General features: G+C 45.6%; 19 protein-coding genes. 2 read left to right on the top strand and 17 right to left on the bottom strand.

Going from position 1 to position 15,940, the window contains the following annotated elements; genetic code table 11:
• Window positions 1-75 precede the first annotated feature (75 nt).
• The 8 genes from D8Y20_RS12815 to D8Y20_RS12780 form a co-directional block, all read right to left on the bottom strand.
• The gene (locus D8Y20_RS12815) at window positions 76-1,185 is read right to left on the bottom strand and encodes a glycosyltransferase (protein ID WP_121544111.1); all 1,110 of its coding nucleotides are present in this window, start codon (window positions 1,183-1,185) and stop codon (window positions 76-78) included.
• Window positions 1,178-2,284, bottom strand: coding sequence for a DegT/DnrJ/EryC1/StrS aminotransferase family protein (locus D8Y20_RS12810; RefSeq protein ID WP_121544110.1), 1,107 nt, complete (start codon window positions 2,282-2,284; stop codon window positions 1,178-1,180). The genes D8Y20_RS12815 and D8Y20_RS12810 overlap by 8 nt, the downstream gene beginning before the upstream one ends.
• A complete protein-coding gene (locus D8Y20_RS12805) occupies window positions 2,281-2,691 on the bottom strand; it encodes an FdtA/QdtA family cupin domain-containing protein (RefSeq protein ID WP_121544109.1) in 411 nt (136 codons plus the stop codon). The genes D8Y20_RS12810 and D8Y20_RS12805 overlap by 4 nt, the downstream gene beginning before the upstream one ends.
• Window positions 2,681-3,247, bottom strand: a complete 567-nt coding sequence (locus D8Y20_RS13950) for an acyltransferase (protein WP_121544108.1) — start codon at window positions 3,245-3,247, stop codon at window positions 2,681-2,683. Before D8Y20_RS13950 ends, D8Y20_RS12805 begins: the two co-directional genes overlap by 11 nt.
• Before the next feature lie 29 nt (window positions 3,248-3,276).
• Window positions 3,277-4,782: an O-antigen translocase gene (locus tag D8Y20_RS12795; RefSeq protein ID WP_121544107.1), complete on the bottom strand. Its 1,506-nt coding sequence runs from the start codon at window positions 4,780-4,782 to the stop codon at window positions 3,277-3,279.
• Window positions 4,782-5,909 (bottom strand): non-hydrolyzing UDP-N-acetylglucosamine 2-epimerase, encoded by a 1,128-nt coding sequence (wecB, locus tag D8Y20_RS12790; protein ID WP_121544106.1) that lies wholly within the window; start codon window positions 5,907-5,909, stop codon window positions 4,782-4,784. Before wecB ends, D8Y20_RS12795 begins: the two co-directional genes overlap by 1 nt.
• Window positions 5,910-6,575: 666 nt before the next feature.
• Window positions 6,576-6,941: a type II toxin-antitoxin system RelE/ParE family toxin gene (locus D8Y20_RS12785; RefSeq protein ID WP_121544105.1), complete on the bottom strand. Its 366-nt coding sequence runs from the start codon at window positions 6,939-6,941 to the stop codon at window positions 6,576-6,578.
• 2 nt (window positions 6,942-6,943) lie between these two features.
• Complete coding sequence (locus D8Y20_RS12780; RefSeq protein WP_121544104.1) at window positions 6,944-7,189, bottom strand: transcriptional regulator; 246 nt, start codon at window positions 7,187-7,189, stop codon at window positions 6,944-6,946.
• Window positions 7,190-7,644: 455 nt separating this feature from the next.
• On the opposite strand from D8Y20_RS12780, the gene D8Y20_RS12770 reads away from it, so the two are divergent.
• Together D8Y20_RS12770 and D8Y20_RS12765 are read left to right on the top strand one after the other, a co-directional pair.
• Window positions 7,645-7,878, top strand: a complete 234-nt coding sequence (locus D8Y20_RS12770) for a CopG family transcriptional regulator (RefSeq protein ID WP_121544102.1) — start codon at window positions 7,645-7,647, stop codon at window positions 7,876-7,878.
• Window positions 7,875-8,237 carry a type II toxin-antitoxin system PemK/MazF family toxin gene (locus tag D8Y20_RS12765; RefSeq protein ID WP_201265648.1) on the top strand — a complete coding sequence of 121 codons (363 nt, stop codon included), beginning with the start codon at window positions 7,875-7,877 and terminating at the stop codon, window positions 8,235-8,237. Before D8Y20_RS12770 ends, D8Y20_RS12765 begins: the two co-directional genes overlap by 4 nt.
• Window positions 8,238-8,389: 152 nt before the next feature.
• Here the strand turns inward: D8Y20_RS12765 and D8Y20_RS12760 are convergent, their stop codons facing one another.
• From D8Y20_RS12760 to cysC, 9 genes are all read right to left on the bottom strand, one after another.
• Window positions 8,390-8,779, bottom strand: a complete 390-nt coding sequence (locus D8Y20_RS12760) for a type II toxin-antitoxin system VapC family toxin (RefSeq protein ID WP_121544100.1) — start codon at window positions 8,777-8,779, stop codon at window positions 8,390-8,392.
• On the bottom strand, window positions 8,779-9,009 hold the full coding sequence (locus D8Y20_RS12755) for a type II toxin-antitoxin system Phd/YefM family antitoxin (protein ID WP_121544099.1): 231 nt from the start codon (window positions 9,007-9,009) through the stop codon (window positions 8,779-8,781). The genes D8Y20_RS12760 and D8Y20_RS12755 overlap by 1 nt, the downstream gene beginning before the upstream one ends.
• Window positions 9,010-9,655: 646 nt before the next feature.
• Window positions 9,656-9,949, bottom strand: a complete 294-nt coding sequence (locus D8Y20_RS12750) for a type II toxin-antitoxin system RelE/ParE family toxin (RefSeq protein ID WP_121544098.1) — start codon at window positions 9,947-9,949, stop codon at window positions 9,656-9,658.
• Window positions 9,946-10,191 carry a type II toxin-antitoxin system ParD family antitoxin gene (locus D8Y20_RS12745; RefSeq protein ID WP_121544097.1) on the bottom strand — a complete coding sequence of 82 codons (246 nt, stop codon included), beginning with the start codon at window positions 10,189-10,191 and terminating at the stop codon, window positions 9,946-9,948. Before D8Y20_RS12745 ends, D8Y20_RS12750 begins: the two co-directional genes overlap by 4 nt.
• Before the next feature lie 338 nt (window positions 10,192-10,529).
• On the bottom strand, window positions 10,530-11,054 hold the full coding sequence (locus D8Y20_RS12740; protein WP_121544096.1) for a transcriptional activator RfaH: 525 nt from the start codon (window positions 11,052-11,054) through the stop codon (window positions 10,530-10,532).
• Window positions 11,055-11,223: 169 nt separating this feature from the next.
• Complete coding sequence (locus D8Y20_RS12735) at window positions 11,224-12,321, bottom strand: GDP-L-fucose synthase (protein WP_121544095.1); 1,098 nt, start codon at window positions 12,319-12,321, stop codon at window positions 11,224-11,226.
• Window positions 12,322-12,924: 603 nt separating this feature from the next.
• A complete protein-coding gene (locus tag D8Y20_RS12730) occupies window positions 12,925-13,296 on the bottom strand; it encodes a GxxExxY protein (protein WP_121544094.1) in 372 nt (123 codons plus the stop codon).
• Between the two features lie 593 nt (window positions 13,297-13,889).
• Window positions 13,890-15,005, bottom strand: coding sequence for a GDP-mannose 4,6-dehydratase (gmd, locus tag D8Y20_RS12725; RefSeq protein ID WP_121544093.1), 1,116 nt, complete (start codon window positions 15,003-15,005; stop codon window positions 13,890-13,892).
• A 114-nt stretch (window positions 15,006-15,119) separates the two neighbouring features.
• Complete coding sequence (cysC, locus tag D8Y20_RS12720) at window positions 15,120-15,776, bottom strand: adenylyl-sulfate kinase (RefSeq protein WP_121544092.1); 657 nt, start codon at window positions 15,774-15,776, stop codon at window positions 15,120-15,122.
• Window positions 15,777-15,940 lie beyond the last annotated feature (164 nt).

Here is a 15,940-nt window from a genome sequence, read left to right as displayed (position 1 = left end):
AACTCACCAGCGTAAGCTTTGTATGAAATACAATTAAAGTGTAGGGACATAAATTAGGACTAAACAAACAAGTTCTCACCTGACCTTGGCGACCACCAACCTCTTAAAGCGTAGTATCTTGCTATATGGATATAAAAGCCTGCAATAAAGCGTAAAGGGAAGCAGCCTTCTTATTGCCCATTTCCTGAATGGGCGATTCGATATATTTAAAAGAAAGTACAGTACTCTCTTAGGCCATGCTATTGTCCACCACTTTCCCATAATCCCATCATATTCAACCCGCTCAAGAACTACCTGATGAACTGTATTGTATGTATCAGCATCAACCTTGCCCCTATCAAGGCTCAAATCCAGATCATGAATGAGTTGCATATAGTGTTTTATGCGTATATTTGACATTTTTGAACTATCAAGTTCCCGTTTTCTAACATCAGATGGCATATAACTAGTGTGAGGTTTATGGGATAGTGCTCCCTCATGCGTTCGATATTTGATAAGTTTCTCAGGACAGAATGCGAAGCTCTTTTCGAGTAATGCGCGGAAATTAAATAGCATATCTTCTCCGAGAACCCCCATAGGAAGATAACCATAGATTTCCAACAGGTCACTTCGCCACGCTGCCGATGCCCCTGAAAATCGCCACTTCAGCTGACAAAATTGCGACAGTAGATCCCTGTGTTCCTGATCACTTATTCCCTCTATTTTATCAATCCATGCTGGAAAGCCCTCTCCAACAGGATCTTTACCCAGACTAACTCCAGAGGAGTCAATTTTGTAGCGGTTTGAGTTCACCCCAAGTGGTTTCCCGTGTTTCAGCCATTCATCGGTCAAAGTTTGGACTCGATGCGGCAGTGAAATATCATCTCCAGCAGCGGCAACAATCAACTCACCATGGGCCAGTTGGAAAAGCTTATTTACGTGTCCCGGTACTCGCAGGTTTCTCTCATTTCTCCTGACAATAACATGATGTGGCCCTTTATACGAACTCGCCATCTCTTGCATAATTTCATATGTCCGATCCTTGGAGCAATCATCCGAAAGAATTATCTCGAGCGGAGAGTAAGTCTGGGATAGAGCCCCTTCTACCGCTTCACGAATATACTTTTCGCTGTTGTAGGAAAACAATGCTAAAGTGACCAGTGGACGCTCTTCGCTTAAGGCTTGTTTGTTTATTACGTCAGACATTAGTGCGCCCTTTAAGCTGCTCAATGATGTAACTAGTAACAAGATCGGTCTGTTGTGGCCCCATTGCCAGGCTCAGCACTTCAACTGCCATGGCCTCAGCAATCGGGAAATCGCCTTCCTTCCAGCCAAACTCCACATATGCAGGCTGCAAGTGCGGTGGAATCGGATAATGAATCATCGTTCCAATACCCTCTTCATGCAGAGCCCCCTGCAAGTCGTCACGCTGACTGCTTCGCACAACATAAAGATGCCAAACTGGCGAACTCCACTCCGGCACAAAAGGAAGAGTCAGGTTCGGCGCACCCTTCAAGCCTTCGCTATAAAGTTTAGCCACTTCGCCCCGATGGGCATTATCCTCATCCAGCAATGGTAGCTTGACCCGAAGAACTGCAGCCTGCAGTTCATCAAGACGGCTATTATACCCCTTAACAGCATTATGATATTTTCTCTCTGACCCGTAATTCCTGAGCACTCGGATTTTCTCCGCCAGTTCGGCATCACAGGTCGTTACTGCCCCGCCATCTCCAAGCGCACCTAGATTTTTCCCGGGGTAGAAACTAAATCCTGCCGCATGGCCAAGAGAACCGGCCTTACGTCCTTTATAAAGTGCGCCATGAGCCTGTGCTGCATCTTCAATCACTTTCAGGCCATACTTTTCAGCAATCGCCATAATAGGATCCATATCGGCACACTGGCCGTAAAGGTGCACAGCCATAATTGCTTTGGTGTTCGGAGTAATCGCAGCTTCAATCAGATCAGGATTAATATTATAGGTTCTTTCGTCCGGCTCGACAGGCACAGGTTTTGCTCCAGCATAGCTGGCAGCCAGCCAGGTGGCGATATAGGTGTTGGATGGGACAATCACCTCATCCCCTTCGCCTATTCCATATGCCCGCAGAATCAGATGTAGCGCATCCAGACCATTGCCGACACCAATACAATAATTACTTTCACAATAAGCAGCGAATTCGAACTCGAAGGCTTCTGCTTCCTTGCCAAGAATTAGCCAGCCGCTATCCAGAACCCTATCCAGAGCTTCATGGAATGCATCTTTCGAACGCAGGTTTATTGCTTTCAAATCAAGAAATGGAATACTCATTGGCTCTTCACCAACTCAAGGAATTCATCATAATCACGAAGATAATCGTGTTCATCATAGTATTCCGATGCAAGCACCATACAGACGGCTCCTGAAGAGACATTAGTGATATCTCGCCACATCATCGGGCAAATATATAGTCCATAGTACGAGCGGTTCATATGAATTTTTTTCTGATTAACACCATCATTCAGAACGATATCGAAGCTTCCGCTCATCGCGATGATAAGCTGTTGAAGGTTCTTATGACCATGAGCACCGCGTTCAGCCCCTCCAGGCACATCATAAAGGTAATAAACCCTTTTAATATCAAATGGTATATGCCTCTCTGATTCGACAAAGGTTAGGTTCCCTCTCGGATCAGAAATTTTGGGTAATTCAATAATTCGACAGTCGTCAACTGGCATTTATAACCTCTACAGAACCATTTTCTCTTTGGAACTTAGTTCCACAGCAAGTAGCAACCCCTTCATCATTAAAATCCAAAGTCTTCGAACATTTACAAACCCAGCCCGTTATTTTTGCAGGGTTACCTACAACCTTTCCGTAAGCAGGAACGCTCTTGGTAACAACAGCACCAGCTCCAATGATTGCGCTTTCTCCAATTCGAATGTCTGGCAATATGGTTGCTCCGCCTCCAATACTGGCCCCATCTTCAACCCATGCGTTATATAGCCGGAAATCCACATTGCCACTCTTGGGATATTTATCATTCGTAAATGTTACGTTTGGCCCGATAAAAACATCATTTCCCACTCGAATGCCATCCCAAAGCTGGACGCCGCTTTTTACTGTCACCCTATCACCAATCACCACATCATTTTCAATTAGGCAATGTGAGCAGATGTTACAGTCCTTACCTATCCGGGCATTCGGCAGGATAACTACGAACTGCCAGACACGAGAATTATCACCAATTTCTTTTGCCTGCACATCAGCAAGTGAATGACTTAAGAAACTCACAACTCATCCCCCTCTTAACCTAGTGAAATTTAAACGCCACATATCAACTTTACTCCTGGAATCCTGAAAGCAGCACGGGTCAACCGATGCTCTTTTCCAACTCGATGCACCAACCCGCGCAAACACAATATTGATGCAATTGCTGACATAGCAATGCCCAAGAAAGTTGCAGGTAATACGGGCAACAGACGAGATGAAACAAAAACAACACCCACTAAAGGTAGCAACATAAAAAACAATCGCCGAACTCCAGGTGCCCATTTAAATGAGATCAACTTTACCGCAACACCATATACCAAAGCGACATATATTAAATAACTCAAAAAATATGCAATAGCAACACCCTCTAGTCCCAGCGATTGCAGTCCGACAAAGGTCAATACAAGAATAACCACGGTAAAAGATGTTTCAGTAATAAAGAACCATTTCCCCTTTCCCAGAGCCATCATCACAAACCCAACTGGCCATATGATCACTTTCACTAGACAACCGAGAATAAACCATTGCAATAAATCAGCGGCGGGAAGAAACTCGCTAGTGTAAAGAATGTGGATAATCCACGGAGCTAAGCACAAAGTAGCCAGCAAACCAGGTACGGCAAGGAGAAAACCGATTTCAGCCTGTTCGTTGACCATGTGATTCATCGCTGCCTTGTCAGGTGCAACGCCTATCAGCCGAGGGAAGTAATCCGCCCCCATAGCTTGAAATACAAAATTCACGAACATACCAGACAGGGTAAAGGCTGCGCTGTAGATACCTACTGCTTGCAAGCCCAATTGGTTCGTAATTAGTGCGATGGTAATATAAGCAATACTGCTGACCATCAAAGCATTCCACATCATCACAACACCAAGCTTTACCATGCTGCCCGCTTCGAAAAAGCTTTCAGCCCAGGTCATGTCCACTTTCGGAACGGGGACTCGTTGGGCATACTTCCATGAAACGATAAGCTGAAAGGCCGCCCCAAGCACCAAGGCTGGAACAATACCACGCAGGCCCAACCAGAGGTAAAAGCCAACTGTCAATAAAGTGATAATCACTCCGCCTATAATGGTTAAGCGCGCAATATCGCCAATCCGCCTCATACCCTGGATTAAAGCAATTTGTCCCCCACTTAAATTGGCAAACAGGATGATGAGCCCGAGTGCAGCCACCTCCAATGCATGTTCATTTGAGCCAAATGTAAATTGGGCAATGAATGGACTGAAGGCCATCAAACATATCATGCCTAGCAATCCAGTGAACCAGCAGACGCGATGCAGGGTAAGCACAGCGCGACCAATAGCCTCGTTATCTTTTTTAGCCACAGCCGCAGCCACTTCTCGAACAGCGCTTGTTTGAATGCCAAGTCCAGCAATGGTCCCAACTATGCTCTGAATGGCCGTGAAGCTGGCTAGCATACCTATGCCGCCCGTACCGATCAGGATAGCGGCAAATTTGGTGCGCACCATGCCCAGCATCATGCTAATCACCGACGCACCGCCGATGATTGATGACGATTTCAGAATCGTCCCGTAAGAACCAACATTGCTCATTATTTAGGAAACATGCCTTTAACAATCCGACATGCAGCTTTACCATCCCCATAAGGATTATGGGCTAAAGCCATCGCGTTATATTTTTTTGTATCAACAAGTAATTCCGACGCTGTTCGAAAAATGTAATCAACATTTGTCCCAACCAGTTTCACCGTTCCTGCATTGACTGCTTCTGGTCGTTCAGTAGTGTCTCTCATCACTAATACAGGTTTCCCAAGAGATGGAGCCTCTTCCTGCACACCTCCAGAGTCAGTAATAATCAGATAAGAACGATCCATCAGGTATACAAAAGGAAGATAATCTTGAGGTGAAATCAGGTGGACCCTCTTCACATCACCAAGAATTCTTTTGACAGGTTCCTGCACATTAGGGTTAAGATGAACTGGATAAACAATTTCGATATCTGCATGCATTTCAGCTAGTTGTTTCAGGGCCTTGCAGATATTCTCGAAACCTTGCCCGAAGTTTTCTCGACGATGCCCAGTAACAAGAATAAGACGTTTGTTAAAATCAAGGAAGGAAAATCGTTTTTCCATCTGCTGTTGAAGGTCATTATCATCTCTTATTTTTTTCACTACGCCGAGCAGAGAATCAATCACGGTATTGCCAGTGACTGTTATTGATTCAGTAGCTACCCCCTCACGCAACAGGTTTGCTCTGGCTTGCTCAGTAGGCGCAAAATGATATTGGGTAATTGTTCCAGTCAAACGGCGATTAATTTCCTCAGGCCAAGGAGAGTAAATATTGCCGGTGCGAAGCCCTGCCTCAACATGTCCAACAGGTATTTTTTGATAGTAAGCGGCAAGGCTTGTAGCCATCGTTGTTGTGGTATCGCCGTGAACCAAGATAATATCTGGCGTAAACTCTTCAAGAACAGGGCAAAGACCCTGTAGTACTTGGCAAGTAATATCAGTCAGGTTTTGCCCAGCTTTCATGATATCTAAATCATAAAATGGTTTTATTTCAAATAACTCTAGAACTTGGTCCAGCATCTGACGATGCTGAGCAGTCACACACACTCTGCTTTCAAACACATCAGGATATTTTTCAAGTTCTTTAACTACCGGTGCCATTTTGATGGCCTCAGGCCTAGTCCCAAAAACGACCAGAACTTTCTTTTTCATCTAAAACCTTCCCATCTCAGTATTTTATATTTGTGTCTAATGCGCTTGTAGAAAAGCACAATCCCAGCTTCTCACGCACGCTACCGCACAGCAGGTGCATCAGCATCTGTTGTTGAACTTGTAAAACAACCTTCACTCATGTTCAGTGAACGCTTATGTATGATGGTCTTCATGCCTCTAAAATAACAACTGCCACCCCAGTAAAAACTGGTGCGACACTATATCAGAAGTGTGACTATTTTGTGACCATCTGTATCCAGACTATTTCGAAATGCGCAAGGTATTCAGTTCATCATGAAATGTACACACAGCAGCAAAACCACAGTCGCAGATAGTTATAGACTATATAAATGGAAACGCAAGATGCTGGATGCTGGATGCTGGATGCTGGATGCTGGATGCTGGACTTAGTTTAACCCAAACATTAAGCTATTAATTCAAAAACTAGTCAAAATCATTAGCCACGAATACACATCAGGTGAATCGCAAAGCGAGAGAATATCCCCTGGGGGAGAAGCTGCCCTAGGGTACGGAAGTAGACATAGACATTAACTTCTTCGCTGTAATCTGCAGCTGTTCGAACACTGGATCTGCCCGAAGAAAGCATTACCTCACGTGCATATAAATTCCGTGTATTCCGCATCTTCCGTGGTTACTCCCTTTGACCTACCCGTCACCGCCTCTCATGGTGATTTCTTCGATTCGTCTCAAATCCTCGCAAAGCCGTATGGGCATATCAGACTGTTCATGTAAAATGGCCATGATGCCTATTGAACCAGCGCTTAATTCGCGAAAAAATAGATAGCGATGCTCATATTTACTAAAATATGCTTCGATATTCAGATCCGAGGGGACAACAAGGTAACCAGGAAGTGGTCGCCATCGCCGCTTTCTTTCCGATAGTAACTGCAGATGATGATGCAGCCCTTTGATATATTTCTCTGCCTGTTTTTCTCCCCATGTCTGACAGCTATAACGCCATATTTCATCCTGTGCTACATCAGCAGGAGGAAAAAACAGGTAGGTAGACAACGTTATTTATTGCGACGGATAACATTTTCAGCCGTCACCTCAATAAACTCACTCTCATCCGCGCGCAGCGCAGGCTCCAGGTTCCGTTTCAACCAATCCCAGGATTCATCCCTGCTTTTTAAATCACGTCGTATCAGTGCGCGAATATACTCGCTCGCATTCTCATACAAACCATGCTCTCCCACCTGCTGCTGCAGGTGCGTCTGCAGCTCCCCTTTAATTCTCACATTAATATTTGCAGCAACCATCTCCAGACACCTCCTGACTCAAGCTCACTCAACAATAAATCATGTAAAGATAATATTCAATATATTTTACAAACACCGGATGGCAAGATTTACATTGAACTATTAAACGGGCGGCGTGTGGCTGCTACGGTATGGTTATTTAAAGAATTGGCCGAATTTCCTGATGATGAGCTGGATGATGTGGAAGTCATTGAGGCGGATCGCGGCATACTTGCTGGTAGCAGGGAAGCAGTGACCGTGGCGCGGGTGCCTGGACTTGATGCAAGCTGTCCAGAAACCCATGTATTCCAAGCCACCTATGCACCCAGAATCGAACAGCATCCATTCACCTTCTGCCTCGCCCTTTGCATTTCACCCCCCCCCACACACACTGGTGATCAAATTAAGGCGTATAGCTTGACGCAAAAAACTACAATATATATATTCAAAACCAATATTATTATAGGAGCACTTATATGGCCACCATCTCCCTTCGTATTCCGGATGCATTACTTGCCGAAGTCACTTTGCATTCAAAGCAGATGCATATCCCACGCACCGAATATATTCGAAAATCCCTGATCAGCATGAATCATCAGGCAGACCTAGAATTACGCCGAAAACGTTTGATGCAAGCATCAATACGCGTCCGAAAGGAAAGCATGGCCATTAATAATGAATTTGATGCCATGGAGTATAGTGAATCATGAAACGCGGGCAGATTTATCTGGCAAACCTGTACCCCGGCAAAGGCAGTGAACCGGGAAAAACTAGACCTGTATTCATTGTACAAGATCAGGCGCTCATTGATGTGGAGCACCCGTCGACACTGATCATTCCATTGACCACACAGCTGATAGAAGATGCTGAACCATTAAGACTCCGTCTTGCTGCAAAAGACAAACTCAACAAGACATCTGATTTGCTGATCGACCAACTTCGAGCCATTGATAATCGTCGATTGATCGGAGAAGCGCTGCTGCAATGTCCGGATGCGTTTATGGAACAGGTTAACCAGTGTATGCAGGAGGTGCTGGGTATGCTTGCGACAGATCATTCATTGAACTGAAACTATCGGGCACATGCAAACAGTGATTCGTGATCAGTAGTTAGCCCTAAGGTTGCAGCAGCCTTACCTCTCTCCTCTAACATCTAACGTTCTCCCCAGCCCTAGCCCTATCATCTGTAGTGGTTTATGCCTTTGACCTTAGTACCTCACCACTACGGCTTGAAACGCTCCAGTTTCAGTGATTCCAGAAAACGGTAATATTTACTGTTTCCGGAAAGTAAGCTGCGCCCGTGTTCAACAGCTGTTGCAGCGATCAAAGCATCTGCCATCAACATCTGATGACTTAAGCGCCACTCCTCCATCAAAAAAAGTGCGCGTTGACTGATCACCTCACTCACAGGAAAGACTCGGAAACCCAGTTGATCAAGAAATCGATGCAGGGCAATCTGCTCCTGTTTATTGCGCAACCCCTGCACCAGCTCCATTTGGGTAATGATTGAAATAGCCGGTGATTCGAGCCCATAGATAGCCTGGCGCGCATGTTCATTTCCACGCATGTGCCAAATGATCACATCAGTATCGACCATGAGATTGTCAGGCATCAGAACTGGCGACCCTGACGCATATCACGTACGTGCTGCTTAACATCCATCTCGCACTGATCAGACCAGATAGCAAACAGATCATCATGCTCAGGATTTGATCGGGATTCAATGCGCGATAACCTGGCCACAGGCGTGCCACGCATGCTGATATCCAGCACTTGCCCCCCTGCAGCTCGCTCAAGGTATTCTCTCAAGTGTAACCGCAACTCTTTGGCATTGACCTGCATGATAGACCTCCAGTTGAACTTTAGAGTTTAACTTTAAGTCGACCAGCTGAATGCGTCAAGATCAGCAGTAAGCGTCATCATCCCGTTGACCGATAGCATTATACCAGACAACCATCTTTTCATGCGACTTCACATTCACAGTCCTTACCGCCAAGATATTAACCATATGCAAGCCGCGACACCGCCCACCACCACAAAACCGACGGATAGCAAGCTGGAAACGACCACCCACCCGATACACACTCAATATTTCCGTGTATTCAGCCTCTTCCAAGGTTCAGCACTAGACCTTAAAACCTCATCACCACGGACCACATGAGGTGAATGCCATCTGAGGCAGAGAATATCTTGACCTTGTTCCCTGAGGGACGAATCACACTGAAGAATTCAAAAACACTTCAACAAATATGATCTATTATTTCCGTGTAGTCCGTGCCTTCCGTGGTTCAGCACTAGACCTTAAAACCTCATCACCACTGAACACATGAGGTGAATGCGCTTGCGTAAAGAAACTGCCCTGGGGTACTGAAGTAAACTGGAAACAATCACCTCAGATCGCACACAATATCTCCGTGTATTCTGCATCTTCCGTGGTTCGCGCATTTGACCTTACTACCTATCTTTTCACATCAAATATCACGACTCATTAGAATGAATCACCTTGCCAATCTTCATGCCGATGGCGAATGCGGACTATAAAAATATCATCGTTATCATCCACAATATAAACGATCAGATGAGAGCGAAAAGGGTGAATCCTGATAGGCGGGGATATTTCAAGACGTTCACGTGCAATGCGGGGACTTTTCGAGAGCAGATCAACCATTTTCTCAATTTCATAATGATATTCATCGGCCTGCTTCTCACCGAACAGTGAGACTCCTTCGATATATATACCGACCAGATCATCTTCAGCCTTGCGGCTAAAAGTGTATGTCACTGTGTTCCGGCAAGTCGTTTGCGTGCGATTTCTCTAAGCTCAGCCATGGAATGATTACCTACGCCGCTGTTAATGCCCTCAGTAACCTGCTCCTGCATGTTGGCAATAATAGCAGAACGCTCCTGATCCTTGCGAATCAGGTCGCGTACATAATCGCTGGAGTTACTGTAACGGCCTGACCGGGAAAGACTTTCAACCCAAGACTTCATAGCTTCAGGAAGTGATACATTCATCGTAGCCATAGTTAAATCTCCTAAAGTGGATTTTTAATCAATTGGCAATCTTTGTCAACATCACCTCAAGATGAAGTATTTTTCCACCACGGAATACTCGGATCACAGAAGGTGAATGCGCTTGCGTAAAGAAGCTGCCCTGGGGTACGGAAGAAAATAAAACCATATCATGGGTAATCAGAGGTTTACTATGTTCTGTCTACATATCTACAGCCAGTAGCCTCCGGTTTAAGTTAAAACCACCGATCAACCCTATAGACTATTTTCGTATGGTCCGTGGTTATCCCTTTAACCCGACATCGAGTCCGTGTGGGCAGAACGCACGAATATTGCGAACTCATGAAACCCTATTCCCTACTCACCAAATCACTCACCCTTGTTTCTACACGCATCTTCTTCTGCATCCAGTCAAGCAAGACCATCGCCCTATCCTCGCCGCGCATCTCTACAAACACACCCTCAAGCCCTTTTAGCGCACTATCATGCACCCGAACCTTCTCACCGGATTGAAATGGCATTTCCGGCCTCTTTTCTACAGAAACAAAGCCCTGATCATCCTGAGTCGATTGTAATAGTTTAATCGCTGAATCGGGCAGTGAAGGATAGAAATTACCAAATGAGACCGGGGCAAGTACACCGATGGTGCTGCGAATTGTGGTCCACCGCTGTTCATCATCCGCCAGATGCAAGAACAGATATCCGGCAAAGAACGGGCGCGGTTGCCAGCTTACCTTGCGCGCATGGGTAATACGCGTATTCACCATAGGCAGATACACGTCAAATCCCTGATGCTTCAGCTGGTCCCGGGCAACAGTCTCCTGCCGGCCTTTAGTACGGATCGCAAACCAGGAGCGGTGAACATTAGATGACATATAGACTCAAAATATTTTTAGCTACGAAGATCCCTAGGGAGCTTCTCTGAGGGACGTTCAACATCTCATTACCTCACCCACCCTTCAGCACTAAGGAACCATGCATAGGCTTTAGTTAGCAGCAAAGCTGGCGTGAGATGTAATACGTCAGATGTAAGATGTTGAATGATCATTTTCTAACCTCGCCTTCAGCATCAAGAAACCACTGATAGGCGTTAGCGAGGCCATCCTTCAGACTGATCGAAGCTTTCCAGCCCATGTCGGCAAGGCGGGAGCTGTCCATCAATTTACGGGGGGCCCCATCGGGCTTGGTGACATCGAAACTGATAGTGCCTGTGAAACCGACCACTTCAGCGATCAACTTGGCCAGATCATCGATACTGACTTCCTGACCACTTCCCACATTGATATGAGAGATCATCGGTTCGGTGTTGGCTTCGTATTGATCCACCGGCAGATCCAGCACAAACAGTGATGCTGCCGCCATATCATCGACATGCAGGAATTCGCGGAACGGGGTGCCTGTCCCCCACAGTTTCACTGTGGGGGAATGTGAGATGGACGATGTGAGACGAGAGATGGCGCCTTCGGCGTTTCGGGTCAAAATCAGGTCGGAAAGAGCCTCATCTGGAATTGGGGTTTGTTGATCAATGATGTTAAGTGCATCGAGATCACCATCCTGGGCGAGTTTAGCCAGATGGAAACGGCGAATCAGGGCCGGAACCACATGCGAATTCTCGGGATGGAAATTATCACCCGGGCCATACAGGTTGGTTGGCATGACGGAGCGGTAATCGACACCATGCTGGCGGTTATAGCTTTCACATAGCTTGATACCTGCAATCTTGGCCACGGCATACGGTTCATTGGTTGGTTCCAAAGTCCCGGTAAGCAATGCATCCTCGCGCATCGGTTGCACTGCCATACGTGGATAGATGCACGAAGAGCCCAGAAACAGGAGCTTCTGCACGCCGATATTGAAGGCTTCATGGATTAAATTGCATTCAATCATCAGATTATCGTAAATAAAATCAGCCGGATAGGTACTGTTGGCATGAATACCACCGACTCGCGCCGCCGCCACAATCACCACATCGGGCTTTTCTGTCTGCATGAAGGAGCGTACGGCCGCTTGGTCTCGGAGATCGAGTTCGGATGAAGTGCGCAGTAGCAGTTTTTCACAACCCTGGCTCTGCAACAGCCTGACTATAGCCGATCCGACCATTCCTCTGTGCCCTGCAATGTATATCTTTGAACTCTTTTTCATCACTTCCTCAATAACCCTTTATCAAAACATTTTAATCCTTTGCCACGAATACACATCAGGTGAATGCAGTTTACTGCAGAGAATATCCCCTGGGGGACGAATTAACACGAATTTTATAATCTAAAGCTTATGTTAAACCTGTGTTACACCTTGCACCGCTTACCTCACCACTTTATCTAGCGACCAAACGTTAATCCTTTAATTCAAAACCTAGTCAAAATCATTAACCACGAATTACACGAATGAACACGAATGAACACGAATTATAGTAAACAACATTCAATCTAATGTGTGACCATCGCCTATCAATTCTCTCACGCAATTATCAACGCATTAGCCGTCCCCGACTATCCATGGTTAGTAATTCGTGAAAATTCGTGTAATTCGTGGCCGGCCCCTCTCTTTAAAAACCTTTTTAACCTTTTGCCACGAATACACACAGATTTCCACGAATTAATAATCTGCAATTTGTTACGTCAAACCAATGTACATCCAGCACGCTTTCCTCGTCACTTTATTTATCTTGCTACCTTTAATTCTAACAATCACACCATTCTGTAAGTTTTTTAATTCGTGAAAATTCGTGGCTGGATTCCTTTTTATTCACAATGCAAATCGTTTATGTTCTACGCTTTTACCACCCATGTTAATCAATATACCCAGTTTAATACCCGTGGCTTTGAGATAATTAAGCAGCTGTGCTTCATGCAACTTGCTCAATTTGTCTACCGCCTTCAACTCGATGATGATCTTGCCATCTACCAATATATCAGCGTAATACACTCCAACACTCTCATCTTTGTATGAAACGCTGATTTCTTTCTGTGTTTCCACTGGAATATTCCTTATTCCAAACTCTCTCACTAAAGCATTTTCATACACCTTCTCAAGAAAGCCACCTCCGAGAAGATTATGCACTTCAAACGCCGCCGACATCACCTGAAACGAAAGCTCTTCATAAATAATGTCCGCCATACAGCTCCCAACCTTCAACCTTAAAGCATTAGCCACGAATTACACGAATATACACGAATTAATAATCTAATATTCATGCTTACCTCATCACTTTATCTACCCAGCTTCTACCGACCAACCATTTAGAAATTTTATTATCAACAATCTGCCTGAAAATTCGTCCCCTAGAGGAGCCTCTCTCGGCTTTGGCATCCTGCATCGCTCTATCTCCCCCTTCCATGGGGTCGTTACTGCGCACCACAGGCATTTCCTACGGTCACAATTTACCTTCTGTTCATTCGTGTGTCGTGGCTAGTTTTTAGCCTTCTTCCTAAACTAACAAACACACCTTTCGTCAACATATTCTATCTATCAGCTATAATGTTTTTTCTAATTCGTGGAAATTCGTGTAATTCGTGGCTAGCTTATCTTTCTTCAAATCCTCAATAAAATCTTAATGCTCAATCTAAACCATTAGCCACTGATTTAATATTTGTGAATATAAAACTACCAACGCTCAACAATTTATCTTCACAGACTTTATTCCATTCTTGTCTTGCCTAAATAATTCGTCCCCCAGGGGATACTCTTTACCTGATGGCCAGTTTCCTTTTTTATTCATGAGCTATGGGAATCTCGTGACCATGCTCTTTCAACAACGCATGCCGCTGAGCATCCTTCAGGTCTGTAGCCACCATTTCAGCACACATCTCCTGCACAGTAATTTCCGGGGTCCAGCCGAGCTTTTCTTTGGCTTTGCTAGGGTCACCCAGCAGGGTTTCCACTTCGGCAGGGCGAAAATAACGCGGATCGACTTGCACAATCACATCACCAAGCTTAAGGGCAGGTACTTTATCACCGTTAATGGATTCAATAATACCCTTTTCATTCAGGCCTTCGCCTTCAAAGCGCAGGGTAATGCCGAGCTCGGCTGCAGACCATGTAATGAATTGACGCACGGAATACTGCACACCGGTGGCGATGACAAAATCTTCCGGTTTATCCTGCTGCAACATCATCCACTGCATGCGCACATAATCCTTGGCATGACCCCAGTCGCGCAAGGCATCCATATTACCCATATACAGGCACTGCTCTAAACCCTGAGAAATATTAGCTAAACCACGGGTGATCTTGCGCGTAACAAAGGTTTCACCACGGCGCGGTGATTCATGATTGAACAGAATACCATTACAGGCATACATACCGTAGGATTCACGATAGTTCACCACGATCCAATAGGCATACATTTTCGCCACAGCATAGGGAGAGCGCGGATAAAATGGTGTGGTCTCCTTCTGCGGAATCTCCTGCACTTCTCCAAACAGTTCGGAGGTGGAGGCCTGATAGAACTTCACCTTCTTTTCCATACCGAGCAGACGAATCGCCTCAAGCAGACGCAGGGTACCCAGACCATCCACATCGGCGGTATATTCAGGCGACTCGAAACTCACCGCCACATGCGACTGGGCACCGAGGTTATACACCTCATCGGGCTGCACCTCTTGCAAGATACGGGTCAAATTCGAGGAATCACTCAAATCACCGTAATGCAGTACAAAGTTTTTGTTATCCACATGCGGATCCTGATAAATATGATCCACGCGCTGGGTATTAAACGATGAAGCACGGCGTTTGATACCATGTACTTCATAGCCTTTTTTCAATAAAAACTCAGCCAGATATGAACCATCCTGACCGGTTACGCCGGTAATCAATGCTTTTTTCAAACTACACCTTCCTAAAATCTTGTTAGATGGGAGATGTCAGGTGTGAGATGTAAGATGTAAAACCCTTCACCCTTCACTTCTAACGTCTAACCAGTCACTAATCACTAATCACTCTTAACGCCCTTTGGCTGCATGCAAGGCATACTGTTTAGCAGTGACAATCACGCCATGCTCTTCCAGATAAGCCAATACCTGATCCACACAGGCTTCTACCGGCTGCGACCCGGTCTCCACGATTAACTCCGGCGCCTCCGGCGCTTCATAGGGTGAAGAGATACCAGTAAAATGTTTAATTTCACCAGCGCGCGCTTTGGCATACAAACCTTTCACATCCCGCTCTTCACACTGATCAACCGAAGCGTGGCAATAGACCTCAATGAAATCACCCTCATTCACCAGCGCTCGCACCTTGTCTCTGTCGGCGCGAAACGGCGAAATAAAGGCGGTCATCGCAACCACACCTGTCTCTATAATCAGCTTCGACATTTCACCAATACGGCGGATGTTTTCAACCCTGTCTGTGTCTGAAAAGCCCAAATCAGAACACAAGCCATGCCTCACATTATCACCATCAAACACAAAAGTTCTAACGCCTGAGGTATGCAACTGCTCTTCTACCGCATGCGCCAGCGTTGACTTCCCCGCCCCCGATAAACCAGTAAACCAGAGGATTGCACTGCGATGTCCATTCTGATCCTCTCTTCGCTTACGGGTAACCGTGGCTTGATGCCAGACCACATTGCTGCTTTTTTTCGTTCCACTTGCACTCATTACATTTCCCTCTTCATCAGGAGCCTATCGAATTTGTGACAAACCTACTGTGCAACAAGGTAACCCTCAAAACTTTCGTTTTACCCCACATATTCATCATACTACAAAAAATGATATTAGCCGCATTATAGCAGACCTTTGGAAAAATACTCGAACTCCATGAC

The sequence above is a fragment of the Mariprofundus sp. EBB-1 genome, assembly GCF_003665155.1.
In the GTDB taxonomy this organism is placed as follows: domain Bacteria; phylum Pseudomonadota; class Zetaproteobacteria; order Mariprofundales; family Mariprofundaceae; genus Mariprofundus.
Note: the sequence above shows the minus strand (reverse complement) of the source record. Positions and strands in the feature narration are given on the sequence as shown.

Excerpts from the sequence above, each read along its gene's own strand:
- D8Y20_RS12770 (WP_121544102.1), top strand. The coding sequence starts at position 7,645 with ATGGCCACCATCTCCCTTCGTATTCCGGATGCATTACTTGCCGAAGTC.
- D8Y20_RS12815 (WP_121544111.1), bottom strand. The coding sequence starts at position 1,185 with ATGTCTGACGTAATAAACAAACAAGCCTTAAGCGAAGAGCGTCCACTG.
- D8Y20_RS12745 (WP_121544097.1), bottom strand. The coding sequence starts at position 10,191 with ATGGCTACGATGAATGTATCACTTCCTGAAGCTATGAAGTCTTGGGTT.
- cysC (WP_121544092.1), bottom strand. The coding sequence starts at position 15,776 with ATGAGTGCAAGTGGAACGAAAAAAAGCAGCAATGTGGTCTGGCATCAA.
- D8Y20_RS12765 (WP_201265648.1), top strand. The coding sequence starts at position 7,875 with ATGAAACGCGGGCAGATTTATCTGGCAAACCTGTACCCCGGCAAAGGC.
- D8Y20_RS12755 (WP_121544099.1), bottom strand. The coding sequence starts at position 9,009 with ATGCAGGTCAATGCCAAAGAGTTGCGGTTACACTTGAGAGAATACCTT.
- wecB (WP_121544106.1), bottom strand. The coding sequence starts at position 5,909 with ATGAAAAAGAAAGTTCTGGTCGTTTTTGGGACTAGGCCTGAGGCCATC.
- D8Y20_RS12730 (WP_121544094.1), bottom strand. The coding sequence starts at position 13,296 with ATGGCGGACATTATTTATGAAGAGCTTTCGTTTCAGGTGATGTCGGCG.
- D8Y20_RS12810 (WP_121544110.1), bottom strand. The coding sequence starts at position 2,284 with ATGAGTATTCCATTTCTTGATTTGAAAGCAATAAACCTGCGTTCGAAA.
- D8Y20_RS12760 (WP_121544100.1), bottom strand. The coding sequence starts at position 8,779 with ATGCCTGACAATCTCATGGTCGATACTGATGTGATCATTTGGCACATG.
- D8Y20_RS12795 (WP_121544107.1), bottom strand. The coding sequence starts at position 4,782 with ATGAGCAATGTTGGTTCTTACGGGACGATTCTGAAATCGTCATCAATC.
- D8Y20_RS12740 (WP_121544096.1), bottom strand. The coding sequence starts at position 11,054 with ATGTCATCTAATGTTCACCGCTCCTGGTTTGCGATCCGTACTAAAGGC.
- D8Y20_RS12805 (WP_121544109.1), bottom strand. The coding sequence starts at position 2,691 with ATGCCAGTTGACGACTGTCGAATTATTGAATTACCCAAAATTTCTGAT.
- D8Y20_RS12735 (WP_121544095.1), bottom strand. The coding sequence starts at position 12,321 with ATGAAAAAGAGTTCAAAGATATACATTGCAGGGCACAGAGGAATGGTC.
- D8Y20_RS12780 (WP_121544104.1), bottom strand. The coding sequence starts at position 7,189 with ATGGTTGCTGCAAATATTAATGTGAGAATTAAAGGGGAGCTGCAGACG.